At 59.2% G+C, this 24,331-nt stretch carries 23 protein-coding genes and 1 riboswitch; of the genes, 14 read left to right on the top strand and 9 right to left on the bottom strand.

Annotated features, from left to right (window positions below; all coding sequences use genetic code 11):
• The first annotated feature begins 127 nt into the window (after nt 1-127).
• The 5 genes from EXN68_RS19210 to EXN68_RS19190 all read left to right on the top strand — a co-directional run bounded on the left by EXN68_RS19210 (nt 128) and on the right by EXN68_RS19190 (nt 7,881).
• Nucleotides 128-1,078 (top strand): phosphoribosylaminoimidazolesuccinocarboxamide synthase, encoded by a 951-nt coding sequence (locus EXN68_RS19210; protein ID WP_142842366.1) that lies wholly within the window; start codon nt 128-130, stop codon nt 1,076-1,078.
• Between the two features lie 2 nt (nt 1,079-1,080).
• A complete protein-coding gene (locus tag EXN68_RS19205) occupies nt 1,081-1,740 on the top strand; it encodes a TetR/AcrR family transcriptional regulator (protein ID WP_142842365.1) in 660 nt (219 codons plus the stop codon).
• Nucleotides 1,741-1,942: 202 nt separating this feature from the next.
• A complete protein-coding gene (locus EXN68_RS19200; RefSeq protein ID WP_142842364.1) occupies nt 1,943-3,145 on the top strand; it encodes an efflux RND transporter periplasmic adaptor subunit in 1,203 nt (400 codons plus the stop codon).
• 53 nt (nt 3,146-3,198) lie between these two features.
• Nucleotides 3,199-6,288, top strand: coding sequence for an efflux RND transporter permease subunit (locus EXN68_RS19195; protein ID WP_142842363.1), 3,090 nt, complete (start codon nt 3,199-3,201; stop codon nt 6,286-6,288).
• A 150-nt stretch (nt 6,289-6,438) separates the two neighbouring features.
• Entirely contained in the window at nt 6,439-7,881 is a 1,443-nt protein-coding gene (locus EXN68_RS19190) for an efflux transporter outer membrane subunit (protein WP_142842362.1), read from the top strand.
• A 112-nt stretch (nt 7,882-7,993) separates the two neighbouring features.
• Here EXN68_RS19190 and efp read toward each other — a convergent pair whose 3' ends face one another.
• Complete coding sequence (gene efp / locus EXN68_RS19185) at nt 7,994-8,563, bottom strand: elongation factor P (RefSeq protein ID WP_142842361.1); 570 nt, start codon at nt 8,561-8,563, stop codon at nt 7,994-7,996.
• 250 nt (nt 8,564-8,813) lie between these two features.
• On the opposite strand from efp, the gene epmA reads away from it, so the two are divergent.
• The 3 genes from epmA (at nt 8,814) to EXN68_RS19170 (ending at nt 11,505) form a co-directional block, all read left to right on the top strand.
• Nucleotides 8,814-9,878 (top strand): EF-P lysine aminoacylase EpmA, encoded by a 1,065-nt coding sequence (gene epmA, locus EXN68_RS19180; protein ID WP_142842360.1) that lies wholly within the window; start codon nt 8,814-8,816, stop codon nt 9,876-9,878.
• The gene (locus EXN68_RS19175) at nt 9,875-10,939 is read left to right on the top strand and encodes a lysine-2,3-aminomutase-like protein (RefSeq protein ID WP_142842359.1); all 1,065 of its coding nucleotides are present in this window, start codon (nt 9,875-9,877) and stop codon (nt 10,937-10,939) included. The genes epmA and EXN68_RS19175 overlap by 4 nt, the downstream gene beginning before the upstream one ends.
• A gap of 377 nt (nt 10,940-11,316) precedes the next feature.
• Nucleotides 11,317-11,505 (top strand): hypothetical protein, encoded by a 189-nt coding sequence (locus tag EXN68_RS19170; RefSeq protein WP_045019798.1) that lies wholly within the window; start codon nt 11,317-11,319, stop codon nt 11,503-11,505.
• Between the two features lie 271 nt (nt 11,506-11,776).
• Here the strand turns inward: EXN68_RS19170 and EXN68_RS19165 are convergent, their stop codons facing one another.
• Nucleotides 11,777-12,013, bottom strand: coding sequence for an Lrp/AsnC ligand binding domain-containing protein (locus EXN68_RS19165; protein ID WP_003521320.1), 237 nt, complete (start codon nt 12,011-12,013; stop codon nt 11,777-11,779).
• A 103-nt stretch (nt 12,014-12,116) separates the two neighbouring features.
• Entirely contained in the window at nt 12,117-13,031 is a 915-nt protein-coding gene (locus EXN68_RS19160) for a LysR family transcriptional regulator (RefSeq protein ID WP_142842358.1), read from the bottom strand.
• A gap of 130 nt (nt 13,032-13,161) precedes the next feature.
• Between EXN68_RS19160 and EXN68_RS19155 the strand changes: the two genes are divergently transcribed.
• From EXN68_RS19155 to modC, 4 genes are all read left to right on the top strand, one after another.
• Nucleotides 13,162-14,445, top strand: coding sequence for an NAD(P)/FAD-dependent oxidoreductase (locus tag EXN68_RS19155; protein WP_142842357.1), 1,284 nt, complete (start codon nt 13,162-13,164; stop codon nt 14,443-14,445).
• 206 nt (nt 14,446-14,651) lie between these two features.
• Nucleotides 14,652-15,443: a molybdate ABC transporter substrate-binding protein gene (gene modA / locus EXN68_RS19150; protein ID WP_142842356.1), complete on the top strand. Its 792-nt coding sequence runs from the start codon at nt 14,652-14,654 to the stop codon at nt 15,441-15,443.
• 53 nt (nt 15,444-15,496) lie between these two features.
• The gene (modB, locus tag EXN68_RS19145; RefSeq protein ID WP_065116060.1) at nt 15,497-16,204 is read left to right on the top strand and encodes a molybdate ABC transporter permease subunit; all 708 of its coding nucleotides are present in this window, start codon (nt 15,497-15,499) and stop codon (nt 16,202-16,204) included.
• The gene (gene modC / locus EXN68_RS19140) at nt 16,201-17,277 is read left to right on the top strand and encodes a molybdenum ABC transporter ATP-binding protein (RefSeq protein WP_142842355.1); all 1,077 of its coding nucleotides are present in this window, start codon (nt 16,201-16,203) and stop codon (nt 17,275-17,277) included. The genes modB and modC overlap by 4 nt, the downstream gene beginning before the upstream one ends.
• Here modC and EXN68_RS19135 read toward each other — a convergent pair.
• From EXN68_RS19135 to thiC, 6 genes are all read right to left on the bottom strand, one after another.
• On the bottom strand, nt 17,246-17,641 hold the full coding sequence (locus EXN68_RS19135) for a winged helix-turn-helix domain-containing protein (protein ID WP_142842354.1): 396 nt from the start codon (nt 17,639-17,641) through the stop codon (nt 17,246-17,248). The genes modC and EXN68_RS19135 overlap by 32 nt on opposite strands.
• A gap of 3 nt (nt 17,642-17,644) precedes the next feature.
• Nucleotides 17,645-18,649 carry a P1 family peptidase gene (locus EXN68_RS19130; protein ID WP_142842353.1) on the bottom strand — a complete coding sequence of 335 codons (1,005 nt, stop codon included), beginning with the start codon at nt 18,647-18,649 and terminating at the stop codon, nt 17,645-17,647.
• Nucleotides 18,650-18,738: 89 nt separating this feature from the next.
• Nucleotides 18,739-19,512 carry a thiazole synthase gene (locus EXN68_RS19125; RefSeq protein WP_142842352.1) on the bottom strand — a complete coding sequence of 258 codons (774 nt, stop codon included), beginning with the start codon at nt 19,510-19,512 and terminating at the stop codon, nt 18,739-18,741.
• A 4-nt stretch (nt 19,513-19,516) separates the two neighbouring features.
• A complete protein-coding gene (gene thiS / locus EXN68_RS19120) occupies nt 19,517-19,714 on the bottom strand; it encodes a sulfur carrier protein ThiS (RefSeq protein ID WP_142842351.1) in 198 nt (65 codons plus the stop codon).
• Entirely contained in the window at nt 19,683-20,687 is a 1,005-nt protein-coding gene (gene thiO, locus EXN68_RS19115) for a glycine oxidase ThiO (protein WP_142842350.1), read from the bottom strand. Before thiO ends, thiS begins: the two co-directional genes overlap by 32 nt.
• 1 nt (nt 20,688) lies before the next feature.
• Entirely contained in the window at nt 20,689-22,512 is a 1,824-nt protein-coding gene (gene thiC, locus EXN68_RS19110) for a phosphomethylpyrimidine synthase ThiC (protein WP_142842349.1), read from the bottom strand.
• 92 nt (nt 22,513-22,604) lie between these two features.
• Nucleotides 22,605-22,716: riboswitch (TPP riboswitch) on the bottom strand.
• A 182-nt stretch (nt 22,717-22,898) separates the two neighbouring features.
• On the opposite strand from thiC, the gene EXN68_RS19105 reads away from it, so the two are divergent.
• Together EXN68_RS19105 and EXN68_RS19100 are read left to right on the top strand one after the other, a co-directional pair.
• Nucleotides 22,899-23,150, top strand: coding sequence for an acyl carrier protein (locus tag EXN68_RS19105; RefSeq protein ID WP_003504852.1), 252 nt, complete (start codon nt 22,899-22,901; stop codon nt 23,148-23,150).
• Nucleotides 23,150-24,331, top strand: coding sequence for an acyl-CoA dehydrogenase family protein (locus EXN68_RS19100; protein ID WP_142842348.1), 1,182 nt, complete (start codon nt 23,150-23,152; stop codon nt 24,329-24,331). Before EXN68_RS19105 ends, EXN68_RS19100 begins: the two co-directional genes overlap by 1 nt.

Genomic DNA, 24,331 nt, shown 5'->3' with positions numbered 1-24,331 from the left:
ATGCCGGAAAGGGCCGCCTTTCTGTAGCGACTGGTCCTGTTCCGGGAAACATGCCATAGGAACGGACAAGAGTTTCAGAAAGACTGGGCGCCCAAAGCCCCCCATAAAGCCAAGAATTGGAGAACCCGTGCGCATTCTCGATGAAGCCGTCATTCCCGAGCTGCCGAATTATTACCGTGGCAAGGTGCGGGAAAACTATGATCTGCCTGACGGCAACCGCATCATCATATCCACCGATCGCCTGAGCGCCTTCGACCGGATACTCACATGCGTTCCTTATAAGGGACAGGTATTGACCCAGACGGCGCGCTACTGGTTCGAGCTGACGAAGGATATTTGCCCTAATCACGTGGTGAGTTATCCCGATCCGAATGTCGTCATCGGCAAGAGACTGGACATATTGCCGGTCGAGGTCGTGGTTCGCGGTTATCTGGCCGGCACCACCGGCACATCGATCCTGACCCTTTATAAGAAGGGTGAGCGGCAGATGTATGGCATGAGCCTGCCGGACGGAATGAAGGACAATCAGATTTTACCCGAACCGGTGATCACGCCGACAAGCAAGGCCTTCGATGGCGGCCATGACGAGCCGCTGACACCGGCAGAGATCGTCGAGAAGAAACTTCTGACACAGGAGCAATGGGACACGCTGTCCCATTATGCGCTGGCGCTGTTCAAGCGCGGGCAGGAGATTGCCGCGAGGCAGGGCCTCATTCTCGTCGACACAAAATATGAATTCGGGACGGATGAAAACGGCAAGATCATTCTGGCCGACGAAATCCACACGCCGGATAGCAGCCGCTACTGGATGGCCGACAGCTATGAGGACAGCTTCCGCAACGGCACCCGGCCGGCGAGCTTCGACAAGGATTTCGTCAGGGCCTGGGTTGCCGAACGTTGCGACCCCTATAAGGACGAGGTTCCCGAGATTCCGCAGGACCTCGTCTTGCAGACCTCGAAGGTCTATATTGATGCTTACGAACGCATCACCGGACAGAGTTTCGTTCCCGACGATAGCGGTGAGACGCCGCTTGCAAGAGTACGCCGGAATCTGGAGCCCTTCTTCCCCGGAGTCTGACCGTGAGCAAAACGATAGAACAGGCGAGAAAGGTGGACAGGAAGAGCGATCGTCCTGTCAAACGCCGGCCCCGCCGTTCCGCTGAGGAAACCCGGCGGGACATTCTTGCCAAAGCCGAAGAACTTTTCCGCGAGCGCGGTTTTAATGCCGTGGCGATTGCCGATATCGCTGCAGCGCTTGGCATGTCACCTGCCAATGTCTTCAAGAATTTCAGCTCGAAGAATGCCCTGGTCGATGCCCTCGGCTTCGAACAGATAGGCGCTTTCGAACGGCAGATCTGTCCACTCGACAAAAGCCATCCACCGCTTGAGAGGCTGCGTCACCTCGCGCGCAACCTCATGGAACAGCACCACCAGGATCTCAATAAAAATCCCTATGTCTTCGAAATGATCCTGATGACCGCCAAGCAGGACATGAAGTGCGGAGATTACTACAAATCCGTCATCGTGAAATTGCTGGCTGAGATCATTGAGGACGGCGTCGAGACGGGAACCTACACCGCCACCAACATTCCCAGTCTGGCGGAAACCGTGCTCCACGCGCTGACCAGCGTCATACATCCCGTCCTCCTTGCCCGGGAAGATATCGGCAATTTAGCAACACGTTGTGACCAACTCGTCGATTTAGTCGACGCCGGATTGCGCAATCCGCTTGCTAAGTGACGATTCCCTATTTACGTCACCTTCTCGCAATTGCTTGCGAAGCGCCTAAGCCTGCGCTTCTATGCGCGTGGCGGTCCGGAATGAATGTGATGACGAAGGCCCCCAAAAAGGCCTTTCCCGTCTTAACCGTTCCTCCCGGGCGCGCATCCGCCGAGCGACATTGCGCTTATAGTTGAATGCGACCGATACGCAGGGAAGAACAATGAGCCGACGTATTTTACCCCTATTTGCTTCTTTGTGTGTAACCGCGGTCCTCGCAGGATGCAGCGATGGCGGCGAGAGCAGCCAGACCGCCGGTCAGGGTGCCGAGCGTCCGCCGTCTCCGGTCAGCATCATCCTGATGAAGAGCAGCGAATATCCTCTGACAACAGTGCTTCCCGGTCGCGCCAGCGCGTTCCAGACAGCCGAGATCCGTCCGCGCGTTACAGGCATCATCCGCGAAATTCCCTTCAAGGAAGGCAGCGAAGTCAAGCAGGGCGACGTTCTCTACCAGATCGAAGACAACACCTATCTGGCCGAAGTGGCGCAGGCCAAGGCAAGCGTGGCGAAGGCCGAAGCCAGTGTTCCAAGCGCCGAGGCGAACCTTGCCCGCTACGAACGGCTGGTCAACAGCGGCGCAACGCAGATCGAATATGAAAACGCCAAGGTTACGCTGCTGCAGGCACAGGCCGACGTGGCCCAGACCAAGGCGGCGCTGGAAACGGCTGAAATCAATCTCGATCTCACCAAGGTTCGCGCGCCTTTCGATGGCATCACCAGCGCCACCGCTTTCAGCATCGGCAACGTGGTGACGGCAAACCAGACGACGGCTTTGACGACGCTGCGCCGCATCGATCCGATCTATATCGATCTGATGGAATCCAGCATCAATCTTCTGCGTCTGAAAAATGCGATTTCGTCGGGCCAACTCGGCGGCGACACCAAGGAAACCGGCATTCATCTGACGCTGGAAGACGGCACCGAATACAAACATGACGGCAAGATCGACATGTCGGACATGGCGGTGAGCGAAACAACCGGCACTTTCTCCATTCGCGCCCTCTTCGACAATCCGGATGATCTTCTGCTTCCCGGCACCTATGTTCGCGCCACGCTGACCATCGGCAAGGAGAAGGGCTTCCGCATTCCTCAGCGCGCGGCAAGCCGCAACGCCAATGGCGAACTGACCGCAAAGTTCGTCTCGGCGGAAAACAAGGTGGAGACCCGCACCTTCCCGTCCAGCCAGCAATCCAACAACGCCTGGCTGGTGATGGAAAACGTCAAGGATGGCGACAAGCTCATCGTGGACGGCTTCCAGTGGATTGCCGACGGCGCAACTGTCGCGCCGGTGGAAGTAACCATCGACGATCGCGGTATCGTTGTTCTGCCGCAGCAAGCTCCGCCTGCCGCCGCCCCCTCGAAATAAGCATGAGCACGAAACCCTCGGTCGAAGCTCGTAAAAGGTAAGGCAGGACTGCCATGGCCCATTTCTTCATCCGGCGCCCCGTTTTTGCATGGGTTATCGCCATCGTCATCATGCTGGGCGGCGCGTTGGCAATCGCGACGCTCTCCATCTCGCAATATCCCGATATTGCACCGACGACGGTGCGCGTCAGCGCGACCTATAACGGCGCCAGCGCCGAAACAGTCGAAAAATCAGTGACGACGATCATCGAGGACGGCATGACCGGCCTCGACGACCTCACCTATATGACGTCGTCTTCCTCCACCGGCAGCGCCGAAGTGACACTGACCTTCGGTAACAGCATCATGCCTGACATCGCGCAGGTTCAGGTGCAGAACAAGCTGCAGCTCGTCCAGTCGCAGTTGCCTGATACCGTGCAGCAGCAGGGTATCCAGGTCAGCCGCTCCACATCGAGCATCCTGATGGTGGGGGCGCTGATCTCGACCGACGGCAAGCGCAATTCAGCCGATCTCGGCGACGTGTTCTCCTCACGCGTCGAAGACCAGATCAAGCGTCTGGAAGGTGTGGGCAGCATCAACGTCTTCGGCTCCGAATATGCGATGCGCATCTGGCTGGATCCGTTCAAGCTCAACAAATATCAGCTGACCACGGCCGACGTCACCGGCGCCATCCAAAGCCAGAACACGCAGGTTTCGGTCGGCTCGCTCGGCGCGGTGCCTGCCGTCAAGGGTCAGCAGCTCAACGTGACGGTAACGGCGCAGAGCCAGCTCACCACGGTCGCCGATTTCGAATCGGTGATCCTGAAAGTCGAAAAGGATGGCTCGACCGTCCGCCTCAGCGACGTGGCTCGCATCGAGATCGGCCAGGAAACCTATGGCGGCGATTCCCGCTCCAACGGCCGGCCTTCTGCCGGTTTCGCGGTCAATCTTGCCACGGGTGCGAACGCGCTCGATACGGCGGCGCGCGTAAAGTCGGCGCTCTCGGCCGTCGAGGGTTCGCTGCCCGAAGGCGTTTCGATCGAATATCCCTACGACACGACACCCTTCGTGAAGCTTTCGATCGAGAAAGTGGTGCATACGCTGATCGAAGCGATCATCCTCGTCTTCGTCGTGCTTCTGGTGTTCCTGCAAAACCTCAGAGCCACCTTCATTCCGATGATTGCCGTGCCCGTCGTGCTTCTCGGCACCTTCGGCATCCTTGCGCTGACGGGATATTCCATCAACACCCTCACCATGTTCGCCATGGTTCTGGCCATCGGCCTTCTCGTCGATGACGCCATCGTCGTTGTTGAAAACGTCGAGCGCATCATGTCGGAAGAAGGCCTGTCGCCGGTCGAGGCAACCGAAAAATCGATGGGTGAAATCACCGGCGCGATCATCGGCATCGCGCTTGTATTGACGGCCGTGTTCATTCCGATGGCCTTCTTCGGCGGATCGACTGGCATCATCTATCGTCAGTTCTCGATCACCATCGTTTCAGCCATGCTGCTTTCAGCGGTGGTCGCCATCGTTCTGACGCCGGCGCTCTGCGCCACGATGCTAAAGCCCATCGACCACCATAAAAAGCAGCGCGGACCGGGCGCGTGGTTCAACCGCGGCTTCGGCAAGACGACGGACGGCTATGTTTCCTCCATCGGCTACCTGCTGAAACGCCCCCTGCGCGTGATGATCCTCTTTGCAATCGTCATTGGCGGCTGCGCCTGGTTCTTCAGCAAGCTGCCAAGCTCGTTCCTGCCACAGGAAGACCAGGGCGTGCTTCTGACGATCATTCAGACGCCGACCGGTTCGAACATTGAACGCACCAACGAGGTGGTGAAGCAGGTCGAGAGCTACTTCCGCGAAAAAGAAGCCGCCAATGTCGAATCGGTTTTCGGCGTGCTTGGCTTCAGCTTCAGCGGCTCGGGTCAGAACAACGCAATCGTCTTCACCAAGCTCAAGGATTTCGGCGAACGAACCGCGCCCGATCAGCACGCTGCCGCCATCGTGCAGCGCGCCATGGGCACCTTCTTCGGTTTCCGCGATGCGCAGGTCTTCCCGCTTCTGCCGCCAGCAATTCAGGGCATGGGTACATCGAGCGGTTTCTCGATGTATCTCGTGGATAGCGGCCGCAACGGCACTGACGCCCTGACTGCCTCATCCAAGGAACTGATCGCGCTTGCCACCGGCAATCCGAAGATCAGTTCGCTTCGAAGCGACAGCCAGGACAATGAAACGCAGATGAAGATCATTCTCGATCAGGAAAAGATGGGAGCCATGGGCGTCGATCTTGCCTCCGTGAATCTCATGCTGACGACGATCTTTGCCGGCCGGGATGTCAATGACTTCACGCTCAACGGCGAACTCAAGCCCGTCTATGTCCAGAGCGACGCGCCCTATCGCATGCAGCCGGACGACCTCAAGTTCTGGTATGCCCGCAACACCAACGGCGAAATGGTGCCCTTCTCCTCCTTCAGCGAGGTGAAGTGGATCAACGCGCCGCCGTCTCTGGCACGCTACAATGGTACGGGCGCAATCTCGCTTGAAGGTACCGCCGGGACGGGTGTCGCCTCCGGTGACGCCATGGACGAGATGGAGCGGCTGACGGCAAGCCTGCCGGGCGGCTACACCGTGGCGTGGCAGGGCATTTCCTACCAGGAACGTCTGTCCGGTTCGCAGGCGCCCATGCTTTACGCGCTGTCGGTGCTCATCGTATTCCTTTGCCTTGCCGCGCTTTATGAAAGCTGGTCCATCCCCTTCTCGGTCATCATGGCCGTGCCGGTGGGTGTGCTTGGCGCATTGACCGCAGCACATTTCTTCGGCCAGTCGAACGACGTCTACTTCAAGGTGGGCCTGCTGACGACCATCGGCCTTGCGGCGAAAAACGCGATCCTGATCGTCGAATTCGCCAAGGAAAGGCAGGAGCACGGCTTAACTTTGCTGGAGGCGACACTGGAGGCTGCGAAGCTGCGCCTGCGTCCGATCATCATGACGTCGCTCGCCTTTATCCTCGGTGTCGTACCTCTCGCCATTGCAACCGGGGCAGGTTCCGCGGCGCAAAATGCAATCGGTATCGGGGTGCTGGGTGGTATGCTTTCTGCAACACTGCTCGGAATTTTCTTCGTTCCGTCCTTTTTCGTCATCATTCGTCGCCTTTCAAGGCGTTAACAAAACAAAAATGGGCTGTGCCAACCGTTAATACGCTGCTAGAAATGTTGCCGATTTGGCAAATGCACGTTTCTACGGCATATCGACCGCGCAGCCCATTTGTCAGCAAGCCGCGCTCGGTAAGCCAACCTAGAGAATTGGGAAAATTATATGCTGTCTATTCGCGCTACTCTTCCCCTGACAATGCTGCTGCTCTCAGGCTGCGTTGTTGGACCCGACCACAAGACGCCGGAAGTTCAATTGCCGGGAAAGTTTGCGGAAGCCGGAAAAACCAGTAATGGCGACATCAGCAGCGTTGCATGGTGGACTGCCTTCAACGACGGCCGCCTGAACGGTTACGTTTCCACCGGCCTGGCGCAGAACCTGACCGTGATGCAGGCGATCGAACGTATCAATCAGGCGCAGGCCCAGGTGATCGTGGAAGGCGCCGGCGGCCTGCCAAGCCTGACGGGCAGTGGCAGCCACACGACCAGCGGAACCAAGGGCAGCTACCGTGACGTTCCCGTCACCAACGTGTCCAACGGCGGCCTCAGCGTTTCCTGGTTCCTCGATCTCTTCGGCCGCTACCGCCGTGCAACGGAAAGCGCCAATGCGTCGCTCGATGCCGCTTATTCTACCGTTGATGTTCAGCGCCTGACACTGATTTCGTCAGTGGCCGCAGCCTATATCGACGTGCGCTATTATCAGGAGCGTCTGGCGATTGCCCGTCAGAACCTGTCTTCCCGCCGCGAAACGCTTGATCTGACCAAGTTGCAGCTCGAGGCCGGTGCGGCCTCGCGTCTTGACGTCGTCCAGTCCGAAGGTCTGGTCAATTCCACGCTGTCACAGATCCCCGGCCTTGAAACCAGCTTCCGCAAGGCCGCGCATCGCATCGCGACCCTGCTCGGCATGCCGGCCTCATCGCTTATTACCGAACTGCAGAAGGGCGCACGCCAGCCTGTTGCGCGCGCGATTCCCCGCACCGGTATCCCGGCCGACCTGATCCGCAACCGTCCGGACATTCGCGTCGCCGAACGCAACCTTGCCGCTGCTGTCGCCACGATCGGTGTAACCGAGGCTCAACTTTATCCGAGCATCGAGCTTGGTGGCGCGATCACCCCGAGCTACAATTTCCTGAGCGGCGGCGGTAGAGGAACGGCCAATAGCTGGTCCTTCGGTCCGAGCCTCACTCTTCCGATCCTTGATGGTGGCCGACTGCGCGCCAACGTCGACATCGCCAACTCGCAGGCGCGCGAACAATATCTCGTCTGGAAATCGACCGTTCTTAACGCGGTGGAAGAAGTCGAGAACGCCCTGGCCGCCGTCAATCGCGACCAGCGTACCGTCGATGCGCTGAGAAAGACCGTCGCCTCCTACCAGGAAGCGCTGCAGCTCTCCACCGCCAGCTATCGTGATGGCGCATCGTCCCTGCTCGATGTTCTGGATGCTCAGCGCTCTGTCTCGGATGCGCAGGCAAACCTTGCCACGGCGATCCAGACGACTGCACAGGACTACGTGTCGCTGAACGTGGCGCTCGGCGGCGGTTATGCCGTTGGCCAGCCAGCCCCGAAGAAAGCAGCCGGCCCGACCCGGACCGCGGCGAAGGCCATGTAAGACACGCCACGAGGCAAACGAAAAAGCCCGCGTTTCGACGCGGCTTTTTTATTGTTCCAGACATAAAAAAAGCACCGGTCACCCGGTGCTTTTTGTTAACCCGTCACCAGGCTCAGTTCTTGGCACGCTCAACGTAGGAATTGTCTTCCGTGGCGATGACGACGCGGATGCCGGCATCGATATGCGGCGGAACCATCGTACGGATGCCGTTGGAAAGGATTGCCGGCTTGTAGGACGAAGAAGCCGTCTGGCCCTTCACAACCGGTTCCGTCTCCATGATTTCCAGCGTCACGTGGCGCGGCAGTTCAACAGCCAGCGGGTTGCCTTCGTGGATGGAAAGAACGCAGGTCATGCCTTCCTGCAGGTATGCCTTCTGGTCACCCATCGTCTCGACATCAACCACGACCTGGTCATAGTTTTCCGGGTTCATGAAGTGGAAGCCTTCGCCGTCTTCATAAAGGAACTGGAAGTTCAGGTCTTCGACGAAAGCGCGCTCGACCTGTTCGGTGGTGCGCCAACGCTCGGAGACCTTCGTGCCATCAACGATGCGGCGCATGTCCACCTGCGTAACCGGCGTGCCCTTGCCGGGGTGAAAGTTCTGCGCGGTAAGAACGACGTAAAGCTTGCCGTCCACGTCGAGAACATTGCCCTTGCGGACGGATGAGGCGATAACCTTGACCATATGACTTCCTTGTAACTCGATGAAATGCGTCGTAAAGGACTGCGCGGCAGCACCGGCCCCGGCAGACATTTTGTCTTTTTTCTGGGGCGCAACTACCTTAAATCCGCGCGAATTGCCAGCCTTCTACAGCAATTCGCGGAAGAGTGCCTAGCGGTTTTCCGCCCGGAATTGCTTTAAATGACGCGATCAGGCGTTTTGCGGGCCGTTTATCCGCAACAGGCGCCGCAGAGAAGACGGAAAAGAAGAGAAGATGCGTGCAAGCAACGAGACAATGTCGCCCTGGTGGACGCCCGACGTCCATGCCGACCGCCGCGCTTTTCTCATTGGCCGCAACGCGATCCAGTCGGCATTTCGCAGCCACTTTGCCCGCGCCGATTTTCTCGAGGTCGATACCGCCACCCTGCAGATTTCCCCCGGTAACGAGGCCCACCTGCACGCCTTTGCCACTGAGGGCCTGACGCCGGGCGGCGATGCCGTACCGCTCTATCTCCATACCTCGCCGGAATTCGCCTGCAAGAAGCTGCTCGCGGCCGGTGAAAAACGTATTTCCTGTTTCGCCCATGTTTACAGGAACCGGGAAAGAGGCCCCCTGCACCACCCGGAATTCACCATGCTGGAATGGTATCGGGTCGGTGAAACCTATGAGAGCCTGATGAAGGACAGCGCCGATCTTCTGGCACTGGCCGCTGAAACCACCGGCACAAAAAACTTCACCTATCGTGGCCGCAGTGTCGATCCGTTTCTGGAGCCCGAACGCCTGAGCGTCGCCGAGGCCTTCGAGCGTTATGCGGGGATAGACCTTCTGGCCACCATCAGCCGAAACGGTGAGACAGACGAGCGGCACCTCGCCGCCAGCCTTACCAATGCCGGTATCCGCGTCGCCGAAGATGACACCTGGGCGGATATGTTCAGCCGCGTCATCGTCGAGCGGGTGGAGCCGGAACTGGGTTTCGGTCGCGCCACCATTCTCGATGAATACCCAACCAGTGAAGCAGCCCTTGCCCGCAAGTCCGCGAAAGATGCGCGGGTGGCGGAACGTTTCGAGCTTTATGCCTGCGGCGTGGAACTTGCCAATGCCTTCGGTGAATTGACCGACGCTGCAGAGCAAAGACGGCGCTTCGAAATGGAAATGGCCGAGAAGCAGCGGGTCTATGGCGAGACCTATCCGCTGGACGAGGATTTTCTGGCGGCTCTCGCCATCATGCCGCAGGCCAGCGGCATCGCGCTCGGTTTTGACCGGCTGGTAATGCTGGCAACCGGCGCTCCCCGCATCGATCTCGTCATGTGGGCACCCGTTGCGGAATATGGACGATGACAAGGCTTGAAACCATCAAGACACCGGAAGCGCTTGTCGAAGCAGGGCTGATCGAGGCGAGCGCGCTGGAAAGCCTGCGCGCGGTGACGCAGCGTTACGCGCTGGCGATCACGCCACCGATTGCCGACCTCATCGACAGCCGCGACCCACAGGATCCCATTGCCCGGCAATTCGTGCCGGATACGGCCGAACTTAACCACCTTCCCGAAGAACGGGACGATCCGATCGGTGACGATGCCCATAGCCCCGTGCATGGCATCGTTCACCGTTATCCCGACCGGGTTCTTTTAAAGGCAGTGCATGTCTGCCCCGTCTATTGCCGTTTCTGTTTCCGTCGCGAAATGGTCGGCCCGCAGGGCAACGGCATGATGAGCCCGGAGGAGCTGGACACCGCATTCGACTACATAAAAGCCAACCCGGCCATCTGGGAGGTGATCCTCACCGGCGGCGATCCGCTGGTGCTCTCGGCGCGACGCCTGTCCGATCTGATGAAGCGGTTAAAAGACATACCGCATGTGAAGATCGTTCGTTTTCATACCCGCGTGCCGGTCGTCGATCCTGAGCGCATCGACGGGCCGCTGATCGAAGCCCTGAAAGCCAGCGGCAAGACCACCTATGTGGCTCTGCACGCCAATCACGCACGCGAACTTGGCGACGAAGCCAGAAGCGCCTGCGCGCGGCTGATTGATGCCGGCGTAGCCATGGTCAGCCAGACGGTTCTTCTGAAGGGTGTCAATGACGACCCGGCAACTCTGGCCGAGCTTATGCGCGCCTTCGTTGAGACCCGCATCAAGCCCTATTACCTGCACCATCCAGATCTTGCGCCCGGCACCAGCCATTTCCGGCTGACGATCGAAGACGGCCAGCGAATCGTTTCCGCTCTGCGGGGAAATCTCTCCGGTCTCTGCCAGCCGACCTATGTTCTCGACATACCCGGAGGCCACGGCAAGGCGGCAATTGGCTCAAATGCGGCCGAAAAAACCCGCGATGGCTGTTATTCCATATCCGATTTCAACGGAAACGATCATATTTACCCGCCGCGGACGGCTGGCAGCAATTAAAAAAAACATAAAAAGCCCTCTGTGCCGGGCTTTTGCGGGCGGCCCCCAACGAAAACAAAAATTTCACAATTCCGCCCCTCTCCTGTCATCATAAAGAAAAATATTCTACCTATAACAATCAGCATTGATTTTCGTACAGGTCTGGATTATCAGTGTCTAACTGGAGAACGAGTCTCCTGATTCCGGACCAACACCAATTACAGGGAGTGTGTCATGTCAAAATATATCAACATTAACGCAATCCTTGGTCTTGTGTCCTGGAATGCTGGATTTAAATCCACGTGTTCCCGCTGCTGTCGAATGTGACTTAACGGTCTCAATTTCCTGAAATTCAGTTCGACAACATGCTGTGAATTAGCCACAGCGGGAGTATATCTATGCAAAAGCAAGTTATTGAATTCGCTGGCGAACCCGTCGGCATCGTCATACCGGACAACGACCGGTTGAAGTTCATCGCGGTGAAGTTCCACGTTCACGATCTGGACGAACAGAAGTTCGACAGTGCCGATGACGTGCGGATCGCAATCCGTGATCTCGTGCGCAACCGGAATCTGGCCGCGGCCTGATGCCGGAAAACCATCGCCTGCTCACAGAACCGTCAAAACCAAAGCGCGCCAAATATCGGACCCCAAATTGCGGGCCGATGGCGCGTTTTTATTTTGCATGACAGTTTGCTGCAGGGTGTATCAAAACACACCCGCCCGCTGATCTGAAAAGCCCCGATAAGGCCTTCCCGTAAAAAACACACATCTAGCTTCGATGAAGCGGCGGGCACCCCCGGGAAGCCCGACCACCGCCTTCACAGCGATGATATCAATGCATGAATGCTTATCCGCGTCAGAACGCGGTGAAGGTCAGCGTCGTCAGCGAGCGGACGATTCCTGGAATATTGACGATGTTCTGGTTGATGAACTTGCCAATATCCTCTTCCTGCGGAAGATAGATTTTCAGCAGCAGATCATATTCGCCACTGGTGGAATAAAGCTCGGAAACCAGTTCGGTTTTATAGATGGCGTCGGCGACATCATAGGTCTTGCCGGGCTCACATTGAAGCTGAACAAAAATGGGCTTCACGGACATCTCCCGTATTGGAACTTTCGGTGTGTGGCATCTGGCGCCACGCGTCATGGCGCACTATTGGCTGAGCCGCAGCAGACTTGCAAGACCGCCCGCCGGTTTACGCCGAAAACGCTCCCGGCCCAATTGCCGCCTCGGCAACGATCCAGCGCCGGAAGCTCTCAAGCGGCGCATAACCGGCGCGATCAGGCATGCAGGCAAGGTAATAGGCCTCTTCGCTTTCCACTTCCCCCGCAACAGCCGCAACCAGACGCCCACTTCGCAACTCCTCCTCGATCATGAAGGAGGGAATGAGCGATACGCCGAGCCCCGCACCTGCAGCTTCGGCAATGGTGGTGAACTGATCGAAGAGCATGCCGTGCACATTGTCAAAACGCACATCATGGCCGCGAAACCATTGTTCCCAGGCATCCGGCCGTGACGTCATATGCAGCAGCGGTACCTGCAACAGATCGCCCGGCCTTGAAAGTTCATGGCGCTCCCTGAAGGCCGGGCTGCATACCGGAACGACCTTTTCATGCATCAGGAAAACCAGCTCGGTGCCCGGCCAGTGTGGCAGACCGAAATGAATCGCCGCGTCGACGGTATCGGTCCGAAAATCGAACAGCGACGACCGCGTCAGAAGATTGACCGAAACACCCGGATGCCGGGCGATGAAATCGGGAAGGCGCGGCACGAGCCAGCGTGTGCCGAAGCTGGGCAGAACACCGAGATTGAGCGTGCCGCCATCCGGGTTGGCGCGCAGATTAAGCGAAGCGGTCGATATGCGCCGCAGGGCTTCGCGAATTTCCCGCGCATAACCCTCCCCCGCCCTTGTCAGCCGGATCGTCTGCCGCTCGCGAACAAACAGCGCCACGCCAAGTTGTTCTTCCAGCGCCAGGATTTGCCGGCTGACCGCGCCCTGCGTCAGGCCGAGTTCCCTCGCCGCAGCGGTAACGCTCCCCGCCCGCGAAGCGGCTTCGAAGGCCGCCAGCAGCGAAAGCGATGGCAGAAAACGGCGCGGCGGCAGAACCATATTCCCTCCCGGAATGAACTCTTGACGATATGTCGATATTCAACAGGCGCGACCGCTTGTAAAGTCTCATAAACAAGGGCTTGTCACTCATACGAAAAACAAATGAACTGGCCCGGAATATGGTGGAACGATGTACAACGACCCCCGCTCGCACGGCCTCTGGGAAAAGACCGCGCCGCATCCGCCCGTAACGCCCGCCTTGCAGGGCTCGACGGTTGCCGATGTCGTCATTGTCGGTGGCGGTTTCACCGGGCAATCCGCCGCCCTGCATCTTGCTGAAAGAGGCGTGGACGTCGTCCTTCTCGAGGCTAAGGAAATCGGCTTCGGCGGCGCAGGCCGTAATGTCGGCCTCATCAATGGCGGCATGTGGGTCATGCCCAGGGAATTGCCGGGTGTACTGGGCGAGGTTTATGGGGAACGTCTTCTCGGCCTTTTAGGCGATGCGCCGCTGCTCGTCCGCACACTGGTGGAAAAACACGAGATTCCCTGCGAGATCGAAAAAAACGGCACCTTACATTGCGCCGTCGGCGAGAAAGGCCTCACCGAAATTCGCGAGCGTTGTGAACAATGGGCTGCGAGGGGCGCGCCCGTGCGTGTTCTCGATGCCGATGAAACGGCAAGGCGCATCGGCAGCACGGCTTATTCCGGTTCTCTTCTGGACACCCGCGCCGGCACGATCCAGCCGCTTGCCTATGTTCGTGGTCTCGCCATCGCCGCACAAAATGCAGGTGCAAGGCTGCACACCGCAAGCCCCGTGGTGGCGACCGAACGCAGCGGTGGACAATGGGTGGTGAAGACGCAGCAGGGATCGGTAACCGCCAACTGGATCGTCGTGGCCACCGAAGCCTATAGCACCGGCCCGTGGCAGATTGTCCGTGACGAACAGACCTACCTGCCCTATTTCAACTTCGCCACGAAACCGCTCGGCGACAACCTTAAAAAAAGCATTTTGCCGGGCCGTGAGGGCTGTTGGGATACGAAGGAAATCCTCTCATCCTTCCGCATGGACAAGGCCGGCCGACTGGTGTTCGGCAGTGTCGGCGCCCTGCGTGGCACCGGCGGCGCCATTCACCGGGCCTGGGCGAAACGCTCGCTGAAGCGGCTCTTCCCGCAGCTCGGGGATACGGAATTCGAATGTGAATGGTATGGCCAGATCGGCATGACCGACAATGCCGTGCCGCGCCTTCACAAATTCGCAGACAACGTCGTCGGCTTTTCAGGCTATAATGGCCGCGGTATCGCGCCCGGCACCGCCTTCGGTAAGGTAATTGCACAGCATATTCTGGGTGACATAACCGAAAGCGACCTGCCCCTGCCGATAACGGAACCCAAGGCACAGGCTTTCCGTGCGGTGAAGGAAGCTTACTACGAAGCGGGCGCACAGATCGCCCATTTCGCCGGCGAACGTTTCTGATCGGATATGCGGGCAGTTATGCCTGCGATGTCGGGCACAGGTGAGAACATGACGAATGACAAGTTTTCGAACTTTTTTCACTGACCGCGCCAGCCAAAGCTGCGGCCTTTTTCCCAACCCATCGATATATTCTTGAAAATATAATGATTGCCCTATAGGCCTATCGATATATTCACCAGAATATCTCGAAACGGGGGTAACAGACCATGAGACTTTTGCGTCGCAGCTTCTTCAAAACCATTGCCGCCGCCACCTCCTTCTGGGTGGCAGCTTCCTTTGTGGGTGTTCCGGCCCATGCCGCCGAAAAAGTTACGGTCTTTGCTGCCGCGAGCATGAAAAACGCGCTCGACGCCATCAATTCCGAATGGGCAAAGGAAAGCGGCAACGAAGCGACCGTTTCTTATGCCGCAAGCTCCGCGCTCGCCAAGCAGATCGAGCAGGGCGCGCCGGCGGATATCTTCATTTCCGCTGACCTTGCATGGATGGACTATGTCGCCGAAAAGAAGCTGATCAATGCTGACAGCCGCTCCAATCTTCTCGGCAATCGCATCGTTCTCGTCGCTCCCGCAGACAAGGCAAAGCCGGTCGATATCAAGCAGGGCTTCGATCTTGCTGCTCTCGTGGGTGAAGGCCGTCTGGCCATGGGCGCGGTCGATTCCGTTCCCGCCGGCAAATACGGCAAGGCCGCTCTGGAAAAGCTCGGCGCCTGGTCTTCGGTTGAAAAGAAAGTCGCCGGCGCTGAAAGCGTGCGTGCAGCCCTGCTGCTCGTCTCGCGCGGTGAAGCACCCTACGGTATCGTTTACCAGACCGACGCCGCCGCCGATCCGGGCGTAACGATTGTCGGCACCTTCCCGGAAGACAGCCACCCGCCGATCATCTACCCGGTCGCCATTCTCTCAGAAGCAAAGTCCCCGGCAGCAAAGGCCTATCTGGACTTCCTGAAGTCGGCCAAGGCAACGCCCTTCTTCGAAAAGCAAGGCTTTACCGTTTTGAAATAAGCTTGTCTCAGGCCCACCTCCCGGTGGGCCATGAAACTTGACGATTGCAGGATATGGCATTGCATTGGTGGACACTCAGCCCTGAAGAATGGACGGCTATCAGGCTCAGCCTGTGGGTGTCCTCCATCGCCATGCTTGCCAGCCTGCCCTTTGGCATTGCGGTGGCCGTGGCGCTGGCCCGCGGCCGCTTCTGGGGCAAGTCGCTGCTGAACGGCATCGTCCACCTGCCACTCATTCTGCCACCCGTCGTCACCGGCTTTCTGCTGCTCGTTCTCTTCGGCCGCAGGGGCGCGATCGGGCAATTTCTCGATACTTATTTCGGCATCGTCTTTTCCTTCCGCTGGACCGGTGCAGCGCTCGCCTGCGCCGTCATGGCCTTTCCGCTGATGGTGCGCTCCATCCGCCTTTCCATTGAGGCGGTGGACCGCAAGCTGGAAGAGGCAGCGGGTACCCTGGGGGCAAGCCCGTTCTGGGTGTTCCTCACCGTCACGCTCCCCCTGACGCTCCCCGGCATCATCGCCGGCATGATCCTCGCTTTTGCCAAGGCCATGGGCGAATTCGGCGCGACCATTACCTTCGTTTCAAACATTCCGGGCGAGACCCAGACGCTTTCCGCCGCCATCTACACCTTCACGCAGGTGCCCGGCGGCGACGCAGGTGCATTGCGGCTGACCATCGTTTCCGTCGTGATTTCCATGCTCGCCTTGCTCGTCTCGGAGTTTCTGGCCCGCATCATTGGCAAACGGGTGAGCATGGAATGACGCTTTCAGTCTCAACTCACCACCGCCTCGGCTCCTTCGAACTTGACGCGTCATTTGCCTCCGAAGGTGGCGTGACCGCACTCTTCGGGCGCTCCGGCTCCGGCAAGACATCGATGATCCGCATCATTGCCGGCCTGCTGCGGCCGGATGAAGGAAAAGTCTCGCTCGACGGCGAAGTACTGGCCGATAGCGGAAACCGGCTGTTCCTGCCGGCCCACAGACGCCGTTTTGGTTATGTCTTTCAGGAGGCGCGGCTCTTCCCGCATCTCAGCGTGGCGCAAAACCTGAATTATGGCAGATGGTTCACCTCGGACAAAACGAAGGTCGTACAGGATGACCGTATCGTCGACATGCTCGGCATCGGCCATCTCTTGCAGCGCCGTCCGAACAAACTCTCAGGCGGCGAAAAACAGCGCGTTGCCATCGGCCGCGCCTTGCTTTCTTCCCCTAGACTGTTGCTGATGGACGAACCGCTCGCCTCGCTGGATGAACAGCGCAAGGCCGAGATCATTCCCTACCTCGAACGGCTGCGCGACGAGACGAGAATTCCGATCGTCTATGTCAGCCATTCCATCCAGGAAGTCGCCCGCCTTGCCGACCGCATCGTGGTGATGAAAGACGGCAAGGTGGAGGCGCAGGGAAATGCGGCCGATGTGCTGGGGAGACCCGATTTCAGCAGCCATCTGGAGCGACGGGAAGCGGGCAGCATTCTGTCGGGACACATCGAAAGCTTCGATGCACGGCACGGGCTTGCCGCCGTAAGGCTCAGCACAGCACTGCTTCAGGTTCCGGCAAGAATAGGAGCACCCGGCGACCCTGCACGGGTGCTGATACCGGCTCGCGATGTCATGCTGGCTTTGGTGAAGCCCGAAGGCCTCAGCGCGCTCAACATTCTCGAAGGCCATATCGCAGATATCTCGGTCAGCGAGGACGGCATGGTGACGGTTCAGGTGGATTGCGGTGGCGATATCATCCAGTCGCGCATCACCGATCTCTCGCGAGAACGCCTGCAACTGGAGCCCGGCAAACCGATACATGCGATCATAAAATCGGCGGCTCTCGATCCCTATTGACGACATCCTCGGGATTGCGGTTGGCCTCCAGCCACTCAATATCCTGACGCAAGACCTCGGTCATCCGCCTTTCCATGCCGCGATAGCGCTCAAGCAGTTCCGTGCCGAAGGCAGTCAGCGCCGCCCCGCCACCCTGCTTGCCGCCGCGCTGCGATTCGATCACCGGCTGCCTGAACATATGGTTCAGCGCATCGACCAGCAGCCATGCGCGGCGATAGGACATATCCATTGCCCGCCCGGCGGCCGAGATCGAGCCTGTCTCAACAATCAGCTCCATCAACTCGATCTTTCCGTGGCCCAGGCGCTCCCCAGGGGGGAAGTCAATGCGAAGGACGGGTTTCAGCGGTACTCTTGTTTCGTTCATCGCTCAACGGTCCTGCCCATGAAGATCGCGATAGGCCTTTTGTGCGCCCGCTACCGGCAGCGCCGTCGCCGCATGGACACCGCGCGCCACCGCCCGCGCCATCACGATTGTGGCGAGATAGCAGAGTTCGGCAAAATGAACGCCGCCTTCAAGCGGTTTGTCGCCGGTCGCAGCCGCGAACATGGTGTCGCCGTCGCTCGGCAAATGGGCGGGCAGAACCGCACGCGCCAGCCCGTCATGCGCCATGATGGAGAGGCGATGCGCCTGCGCCTTTGTAAGTGTCGCATCGGTCACGACAGCGCCGATGGTCGTCGCGGTGAGATTGACCCCCTTGAGCCGCAGCGCGATATGGTCCGGTTCGAAATGCTCCGGAAAACCGCAATCGCCGAATTCGCCCTGCATTTCAAACGGCGCGGACCAGAAATGACGGCTTGTGCCAACAGTCGCGGAACCCAGCGCATTGACCGCGACGATGGCCGCCACCTTATAGCCGCCGGAACTGATGGCGCTGGCCGAACCGAGGCCACCCTTGAAGGTGGCGGTCGTCGCGCCCGTTCCTGCGCCAACCGTTCCGAGTTCAAACGCCGCGCGGCCTGCCGCCTTGAAGGCCGCATATCCCATCTCGCGATAAGGCGAATGCAATCCCCACTCCTTGTCGCCGCCGTTTAGCAGATCCATCAGGATCGCCTGCGGCACGATGGGCACGCGGGTGGAACCTACCTGCAACCCGCGGCCGATCTTCCGCAACCCGGCCTGAACCCCGCCCGCCGCATCCAGCCCGAAGGCCGAACCGCCGGAAAGTACCAAGGCATCCACCGTTTCAACCGTCATCGCTGGATCGAGCAGGCCAGTATCGCGCCCACCGGGCGCACCGCCGAGAACCGAGCCGGAGGCGATGGCAGGCTTTTCGAAAACAATCGCCGTGACGCCGGAGCCGAGGGAGAGATCGGTGACATTGCCGACCGAAACGCCGTCGATATCCGTGAGAAGATTGTTGCGTGTCGCCATGCCGTTCCCCTTTGCTCCCGGTATCCCGCCGCGGCCGGGCACTGTCAACGCAAAAAGGTGACGTGCCCCGCCTCTGGCAAAAGCCGCGATCAGGAGAAAACCGCTGTCCCGATAAGAGGTGTCGAGGGAACGGCCATATCCCGTGGTTCCAGCGGCCCGGACAGAAATGCCAAGTGGCCAGCCTCTATCGCACGGGCAAAAGCCTCCGCCATACCGACCGGTTCACGTGCCCCGGCAACCGCCGTATTGAGCAAAACAGCGTCATAGCCAAGCTCCATCACCGTCACCGCATGTGACGGCCGGCCGATACCGGCATCGACGATCAGCGGCACATCGGGAAACCGCGCCCGCATCGATTTCAGTGCCGTCAGGTTAAGCGGTCCCATGGCGCTGCCGATCGGCGCGCACCAGGGCATCAGCACCCTGCAGCCGGCCTCCAGCAGCTTTTCGCCCACGACAAGATCATCAGTCGTATAGGGAAAGACCTCAAAACCCTCGTCGCAGAGGATTTTTGCCGCCTCCACCAGCGCAAAGACATCGGGCTGCAAGGTATCGTGATGACCGATGACTTCCAGCTTGATCCAGTTCGTACGAAACACCTCACGGGCCATCTTCGCCGTCAGCACCGCTTCCTTCACGGTGTGGCAACCGGCGGTATTGGGCAGGATATGGCGGTCCAGTTCGCGGATCAGCTCGAAGAACTGACCGCCTTGCTTGCCGCCCGCCATTTCCCGACGCAGCGAAATCGTCAGAATATCGGTATTGCTGGCCCGCACCGCATGGGCAAGCACGGCGGGCGACGGATAACGCGCCGTACCGAGCAAAAGACGGGACGAGACCTCGCGGCCATAAAGCGTCAGCATGGCCTCAACCTCCCTGCATCGGCGAAAGGATTTCGACACGGTCGAACGCTTTCAGCAAATAATCGGCGCGCTCTTCCGAATGCACCAGATCGCCATTGACCGCCGTCGCCAGCCACTCGCCCTCATATTCGAGGCTGGCAAGCAGGCCGGCCAGCGTCTCGGCGGCAAAATCAAGCTCGTCGCCATTCACCAGAAGTTTCATGATCCTGTTCCTTTTGAATAAGAGTTTGGCAGACGATCCCGGCCGCATGCTGCGCCATCGCCGGCGAGAGCAGAAAGCCATGCCGGTAAGCGCCGTTGATGAAGATGGTCCGGCCCTCTTGCGTGACATCAGGCAGATTGTCGGGATAGGCGGGCCGCACGCCCGTGCCGGTCTCGATGATTTCCGCCTCCGCAAAGGCCGGATGCACGGCATAGGCGGCATTGAGGAATTCCATCATCGAACGGGCGGAAATCGCTCCGGCATCCTCCGTCTCGATCATCGTCGCACCCACCATGAAACGGCCGGGCTCACGCGGCACGATGTAAAGCGGAATGCGCGGATGCAGCAGCCGGACGGGACGGGAGAGGGAAATCTCTGGCGTGCCGAGATAAAGCATCTCTCCCCGCACACCGCGGAGGCTGGACATCGTTCCTACCGCCGCAGACCCGGTGCAATCCACCACCCGGTCGAACCGCTGTTCATCCACCGAAACGCCCATATGAAACGGCACACCCATGGCGCAAAGCCGCTCATGCAGCGATTTCAAAGCAAGACGCGGATCGAGATGTCCCTCGCCCGGGAAGTAAAGTCCGGATCGGAACCGGCCGGCAAGGTCAGGCTCCAGAGCAGCGATTTCACCCTCAGCCACCCAGCGATAACCACTGGTCCGCGATGCGAAACGAGACAGCTCCGCCTTGTCGCGGGCAGGCGCGACCACCAGCGTGCCGTTACGGACTACAAGGCCGGGAGCCGCTTCGTCCCACCAATCAAGCGCCACCTTACCGAGCGTCAGAACCGCCTCTTGAGCACTTTCACGCTCGCACCAGGGCGCCAGCATGCCGCCCGCATAGAACGACGCCCCGCGCGAAGGCTCGGAATTGCGCTCCGAGACCTCGACAATAACGCCGCTCCGCGCCAGCTCGAAGGCCGCCGTCAATCCGGCGACCCCCGTTCCCTTGACAAGGACGCGCATTTTATTCGGCATTCGCAGGCGTCGGCAGCGGCATATAAAGCTCGCCGCCTTCCTTGAAGCGCGCGGCCATAGCCTCCAGCCCCTCCTTTTGCGCCTCGGCGCGGATATCATGGGAAATCCGCATCGAGCAGAATTTCGGCCCGCACATGGAGCAGAAATGCGCGACCTTGTGCGCCTCCTTCGGCAGGGTCTCATCATGGAAAGACCGCGCCGTATCCGGGTCGAGCGACAGGTTGAACTGATCTTCCCAGCGGAATTCGAACCTTGCGCGCGAAAGCGCATCATCCCGCACCTGTGCCGCCGGATGGCCCTTGGCAAGGTCGGCGGCATGGGCAGCGATCTTGTAGGTGATGACACCGACCTTCACGTCGTTACGGTCAGGCAGGCCGAGATGTTCCTTGGGCGTGACGTAGCAGAGCATCGCGGTGCCGAACCAGCCGATCATCGCCGCACCGATGCCTGACGTAATGTGGTCGTAACCGGGCGCGATATCGGTCGTCAGCGGCCCAAGCGTATAGAAGGGCGCCTCGCCGCAGGTCTTCAACTGCTTGTCCATGTTTTCCTTGATCTTGTGCATCGGCACATGGCCGGGGCCTTCGATCATCACCTGGCAGTCCTTCGCCCAGGCGATCTGCGTCAGCTCGCCCAGCGTCTCCAGCTCGGCGAACTGAGCCGCGTCGTTGGCATCGGCAATCGAGCCGGGACGCAGACCATCGCCCAGCGAGAAGGAAACGTCATAGGCGCGGCAGATGTCGCAAATCTCGTCGAAATGCTCATAAAGAAAGCTTTCGCGATGATGATGCAGACACCACTTGGCCATGATCGACCCACCGCGCGAGACGATGCCGGTAACACGGTTGACGGTGAGCGGAATGTAATGCAGCCGCACGCCGGCATGGATGGTGAAATAATCCACGCCCTGCTCCGCCTGCTCGATCAGGGTGTCGCGAAATACCTCCCAATTCAGATCCTCGGCAATGCCGTTGACCTTCTCCAGCGCCTGATAAAGCGGCACCGTGCCGATCGGCACCGGCGAATTACGGATGATCCATTCGCGGATATTGTGGATGTTGCGCCCGGTCGAAAGGTCCATGACGGTATCCGCACCCCAGCGGATCGCCCAGACCATCTTCTCCACCTCCTCTGCCATGGAGGAAGTGACGGCGGAATTGCCGATATTGGCGTTGATCTTCACCAGAAAATTGCGGCCGATGATCATCGGCTCAAGTTCCGAATGATTGATATTGGCAGGAATGATGGCCCGACCCGACGCCACTTCCTGCCGAACGAATTCGGCCGTCACGTAGTCAGGGATATGCGCGCCAAAGCTTTCTCCATCGCGCACCAGCTTCTCCTTGGCCGCCTCGCGCCCGAGATTTTCGCGGATGGCGATGAATTCCATTTCCGGCGTGATGATGCCGGCCCGCGCATAGGCAAGCTGTGTCACCGCTTTGCCAGCAGTCGCCCTGAGTGGCTGGTGGCGCACGGAAAATTCCGGCGTCAGGCGCTCGCCGGTGGCAAAGCCGTTATCCTCCGGCTTGACGTGCCGACCCTCGTAAGCCTCGACATCACCACGTGCCACGACCCAGTCATGACGCAGTCGCGGCAGACCTTTTTCAATCAGAACGGGATGCGTGGGATCGGTATAGGGACCGGAGGAATCATAAACCGTTACCGGCGGTTCGCCTGCCGTCGGGTGGACGGCGATCTCGCGCATCGGCACGCGGATATGCGGATGTAAAATTCCTGGCTTGTGGATTTTCGTGGAGGCCGCATGCGGCCCGGTGGTGACCGACAGCGGGATATTCTTGGCAGCGATATTCATCTTGAGGCTCCAAAGTTTGACAGTGGAGACCCAGTTCGAGCCGGAATGATGGAAAATACCGCCGCCGACAGCGCAATGCACACGCCAGCCGACATCAGGTTTTTGCACCGTCCCTACGCCAGTATGAACTGGATCAGGTTCAACGGGTCACTGCGCATGAAAGCAGAATCTCAGCCCCTTGACGGGACACCCCTGGTGAATGGCCACAGGAAAAAACACCGGCCGCCTTTTGTCAAGGCCGCCGATCAACGCTTGGCAAAGGTGCGGGAATGGCGCATGCTGCCGTTAGTTGTAATTAACCTAACGGTTTAGGTGAATATTATCGTTTGCGACATAACGATAAGCACAAACCTTCCTAATGTTAATTTCATTGGAGATACGTCGGAATGAATGCGACTATTCGTGAAATACTGGCAAAATTCGGCCAGCTTCCCACCCCCGTCGATACGATTGCAGATGAAGCAGATCTTTATGCGGCAGGCCTTTCTTCCTTTGCATCGGTGCAACTGATGCTGGGTATCGAAGAAGCATTCGATATCGAGTTTCCCGACAATCTGCTGAACCGCAAGTCTTTCGCCAGCATCAAGGCCATTGAAGACACCGTTAAGCTCATCCTGGATGGTAAAGAGGCTGCCTGATGAACGTGACCGTAGCGCCGCAGGATGAAACGCTGTCCGCGCGCGCGGGCCGTGTCGCGACCATTGCCGCCAAACATGCGGATGAGGTGGATGTCACCGGCCGCTTCCCGCAGGAAGCTGTCGATGCGCTGCGGCAGGAACGCCTGCTGGGCATCCAGGTCCCCTCCGCCCTCGGCGGTGAAGGCGCATCCCTGCAGCAAATCGCCGATATCTGCGCGCGGATCGGCCAGGCCTGTTCGGCAGCTGCGATGATTTTCGCCATGCATCACATCAAGCTGTCCAGCCTGGTGGAACACGGCGAGGCAAGCGCATGGCATGCGGGCTTCATGCGCCGCATCGCCGGCGAACAGCTTCTGCTCGGCTCCGCCACCACCGAAGGCGGCATTGGCGGCAATCTGCGCAATTCCATCTGCGCGATCGAGGTGGATGGCGATAGCTGCCGGCTGGAAAAGGATGCCACCGTCATTTCCTATGGCAGTAATGCCGATGCGATCCTCATCACCTCGCGCGCCCATAAGGACGCCGCGCCTGCCGATCAGGTGATGACGGTTTTCCTGAAAAACCAGTACACGCTCGAAAAGACCCATATCTGGGATACGCTCGGCATGCGCGGCACCTGTTCGGACGGCTTCCTGTTCCGCGGCGAAGCGCCGGCGGCGCAGATTTTCCCGAAGCCCTTCGCGGAAATCGCTGCACAATCCATGCTTGCAAGCTCGCATCTCCTGTGGAGCGCCGTATGGTATGGCATCGCCTCCGACGCGGTGCTGCGCGCGCAATCCTTCGTCAGAGCCGCGGCCCGCAAATCGCCCGGCACCGCCCCTCCCGGCGCGATACGGCTTGCCGAGGTCTCCACCAAGCTGCAGGTGGTGAAATCCAATATCATTGCCGGCATCAAGGCTTATGAGGACACCAAGAGCGATGCCGAAAAGCTGATGTCCATGGCTTTTGCTGTCGCCATGAACAATGTAAAGATCTGCTCTTCGGAAACCATTCTCGAGATCATCAACCACGCCATGCTGGTCTGCGGCATCATGGGCTACAAGAACGGCACGCCCTACAGCCTCGGCCGGCATCTGCGCGACGCGCATTCCGCCCGCCTGATGATTTCCAACGACCGTATTCTCGGCAATTCCGCCAATCTCCTGCTGGTTCACAAGCAGGACACCAGCCTCTTGGGATAA

It is taken from the genome of Martinezella rhizogenes, from assembly GCF_007002745.1.
Taxonomy (GTDB): domain Bacteria; phylum Pseudomonadota; class Alphaproteobacteria; order Rhizobiales; family Rhizobiaceae; genus Agrobacterium; species Agrobacterium cucumeris.
The sequence above is the reverse complement of the archived record's forward strand: the minus strand, read 5'-3'. Positions and strand labels throughout refer to the sequence as shown.

Coding starts and splice junctions, on each gene's coding strand:
- EXN68_RS19200 (WP_142842364.1), top strand. CDS start 1,943: ATGAGCCGACGTATTTTACCCCTATTTGCTTCTTTGTGTGTAACCGCG.
- EXN68_RS19195 (WP_142842363.1), top strand. CDS start 3,199: ATGGCCCATTTCTTCATCCGGCGCCCCGTTTTTGCATGGGTTATCGCC.
- EXN68_RS19190 (WP_142842362.1), top strand. CDS start 6,439: ATGCTGTCTATTCGCGCTACTCTTCCCCTGACAATGCTGCTGCTCTCA.
- efp (WP_142842361.1), bottom strand. CDS start 8,563: ATGGTCAAGGTTATCGCCTCATCCGTCCGCAAGGGCAATGTTCTCGAC.
- epmA (WP_142842360.1), top strand. CDS start 8,814: ATGCGTGCAAGCAACGAGACAATGTCGCCCTGGTGGACGCCCGACGTC.
- EXN68_RS19175 (WP_142842359.1), top strand. CDS start 9,875: ATGACAAGGCTTGAAACCATCAAGACACCGGAAGCGCTTGTCGAAGCA.
- EXN68_RS19170 (WP_045019798.1), top strand. CDS start 11,317: ATGCAAAAGCAAGTTATTGAATTCGCTGGCGAACCCGTCGGCATCGTC.
- EXN68_RS19160 (WP_142842358.1), bottom strand. CDS start 13,031: ATGGTTCTGCCGCCGCGCCGTTTTCTGCCATCGCTTTCGCTGCTGGCG.
- EXN68_RS19155 (WP_142842357.1), top strand. CDS start 13,162: ATGTACAACGACCCCCGCTCGCACGGCCTCTGGGAAAAGACCGCGCCG.
- modA (WP_142842356.1), top strand. CDS start 14,652: ATGAGACTTTTGCGTCGCAGCTTCTTCAAAACCATTGCCGCCGCCACC.
- modB (WP_065116060.1), top strand. CDS start 15,497: ATGGCATTGCATTGGTGGACACTCAGCCCTGAAGAATGGACGGCTATC.
- modC (WP_142842355.1), top strand. CDS start 16,201: ATGACGCTTTCAGTCTCAACTCACCACCGCCTCGGCTCCTTCGAACTT.
- EXN68_RS19135 (WP_142842354.1), bottom strand. CDS start 17,641: ATGAACGAAACAAGAGTACCGCTGAAACCCGTCCTTCGCATTGACTTC.
- EXN68_RS19130 (WP_142842353.1), bottom strand. CDS start 18,649: ATGGCGACACGCAACAATCTTCTCACGGATATCGACGGCGTTTCGGTC.
- EXN68_RS19125 (WP_142842352.1), bottom strand. CDS start 19,512: ATGCTGACGCTTTATGGCCGCGAGGTCTCGTCCCGTCTTTTGCTCGGT.
- thiS (WP_142842351.1), bottom strand. CDS start 19,714: ATGAAACTTCTGGTGAATGGCGACGAGCTTGATTTTGCCGCCGAGACG.
- thiO (WP_142842350.1), bottom strand. CDS start 20,687: ATGCGCGTCCTTGTCAAGGGAACGGGGGTCGCCGGATTGACGGCGGCC.
- thiC (WP_142842349.1), bottom strand. CDS start 22,512: ATGAATATCGCTGCCAAGAATATCCCGCTGTCGGTCACCACCGGGCCG.
- EXN68_RS19105 (WP_003504852.1), top strand. CDS start 22,899: ATGAATGCGACTATTCGTGAAATACTGGCAAAATTCGGCCAGCTTCCC.
- EXN68_RS19100 (WP_142842348.1), top strand. CDS start 23,150: ATGAACGTGACCGTAGCGCCGCAGGATGAAACGCTGTCCGCGCGCGCG.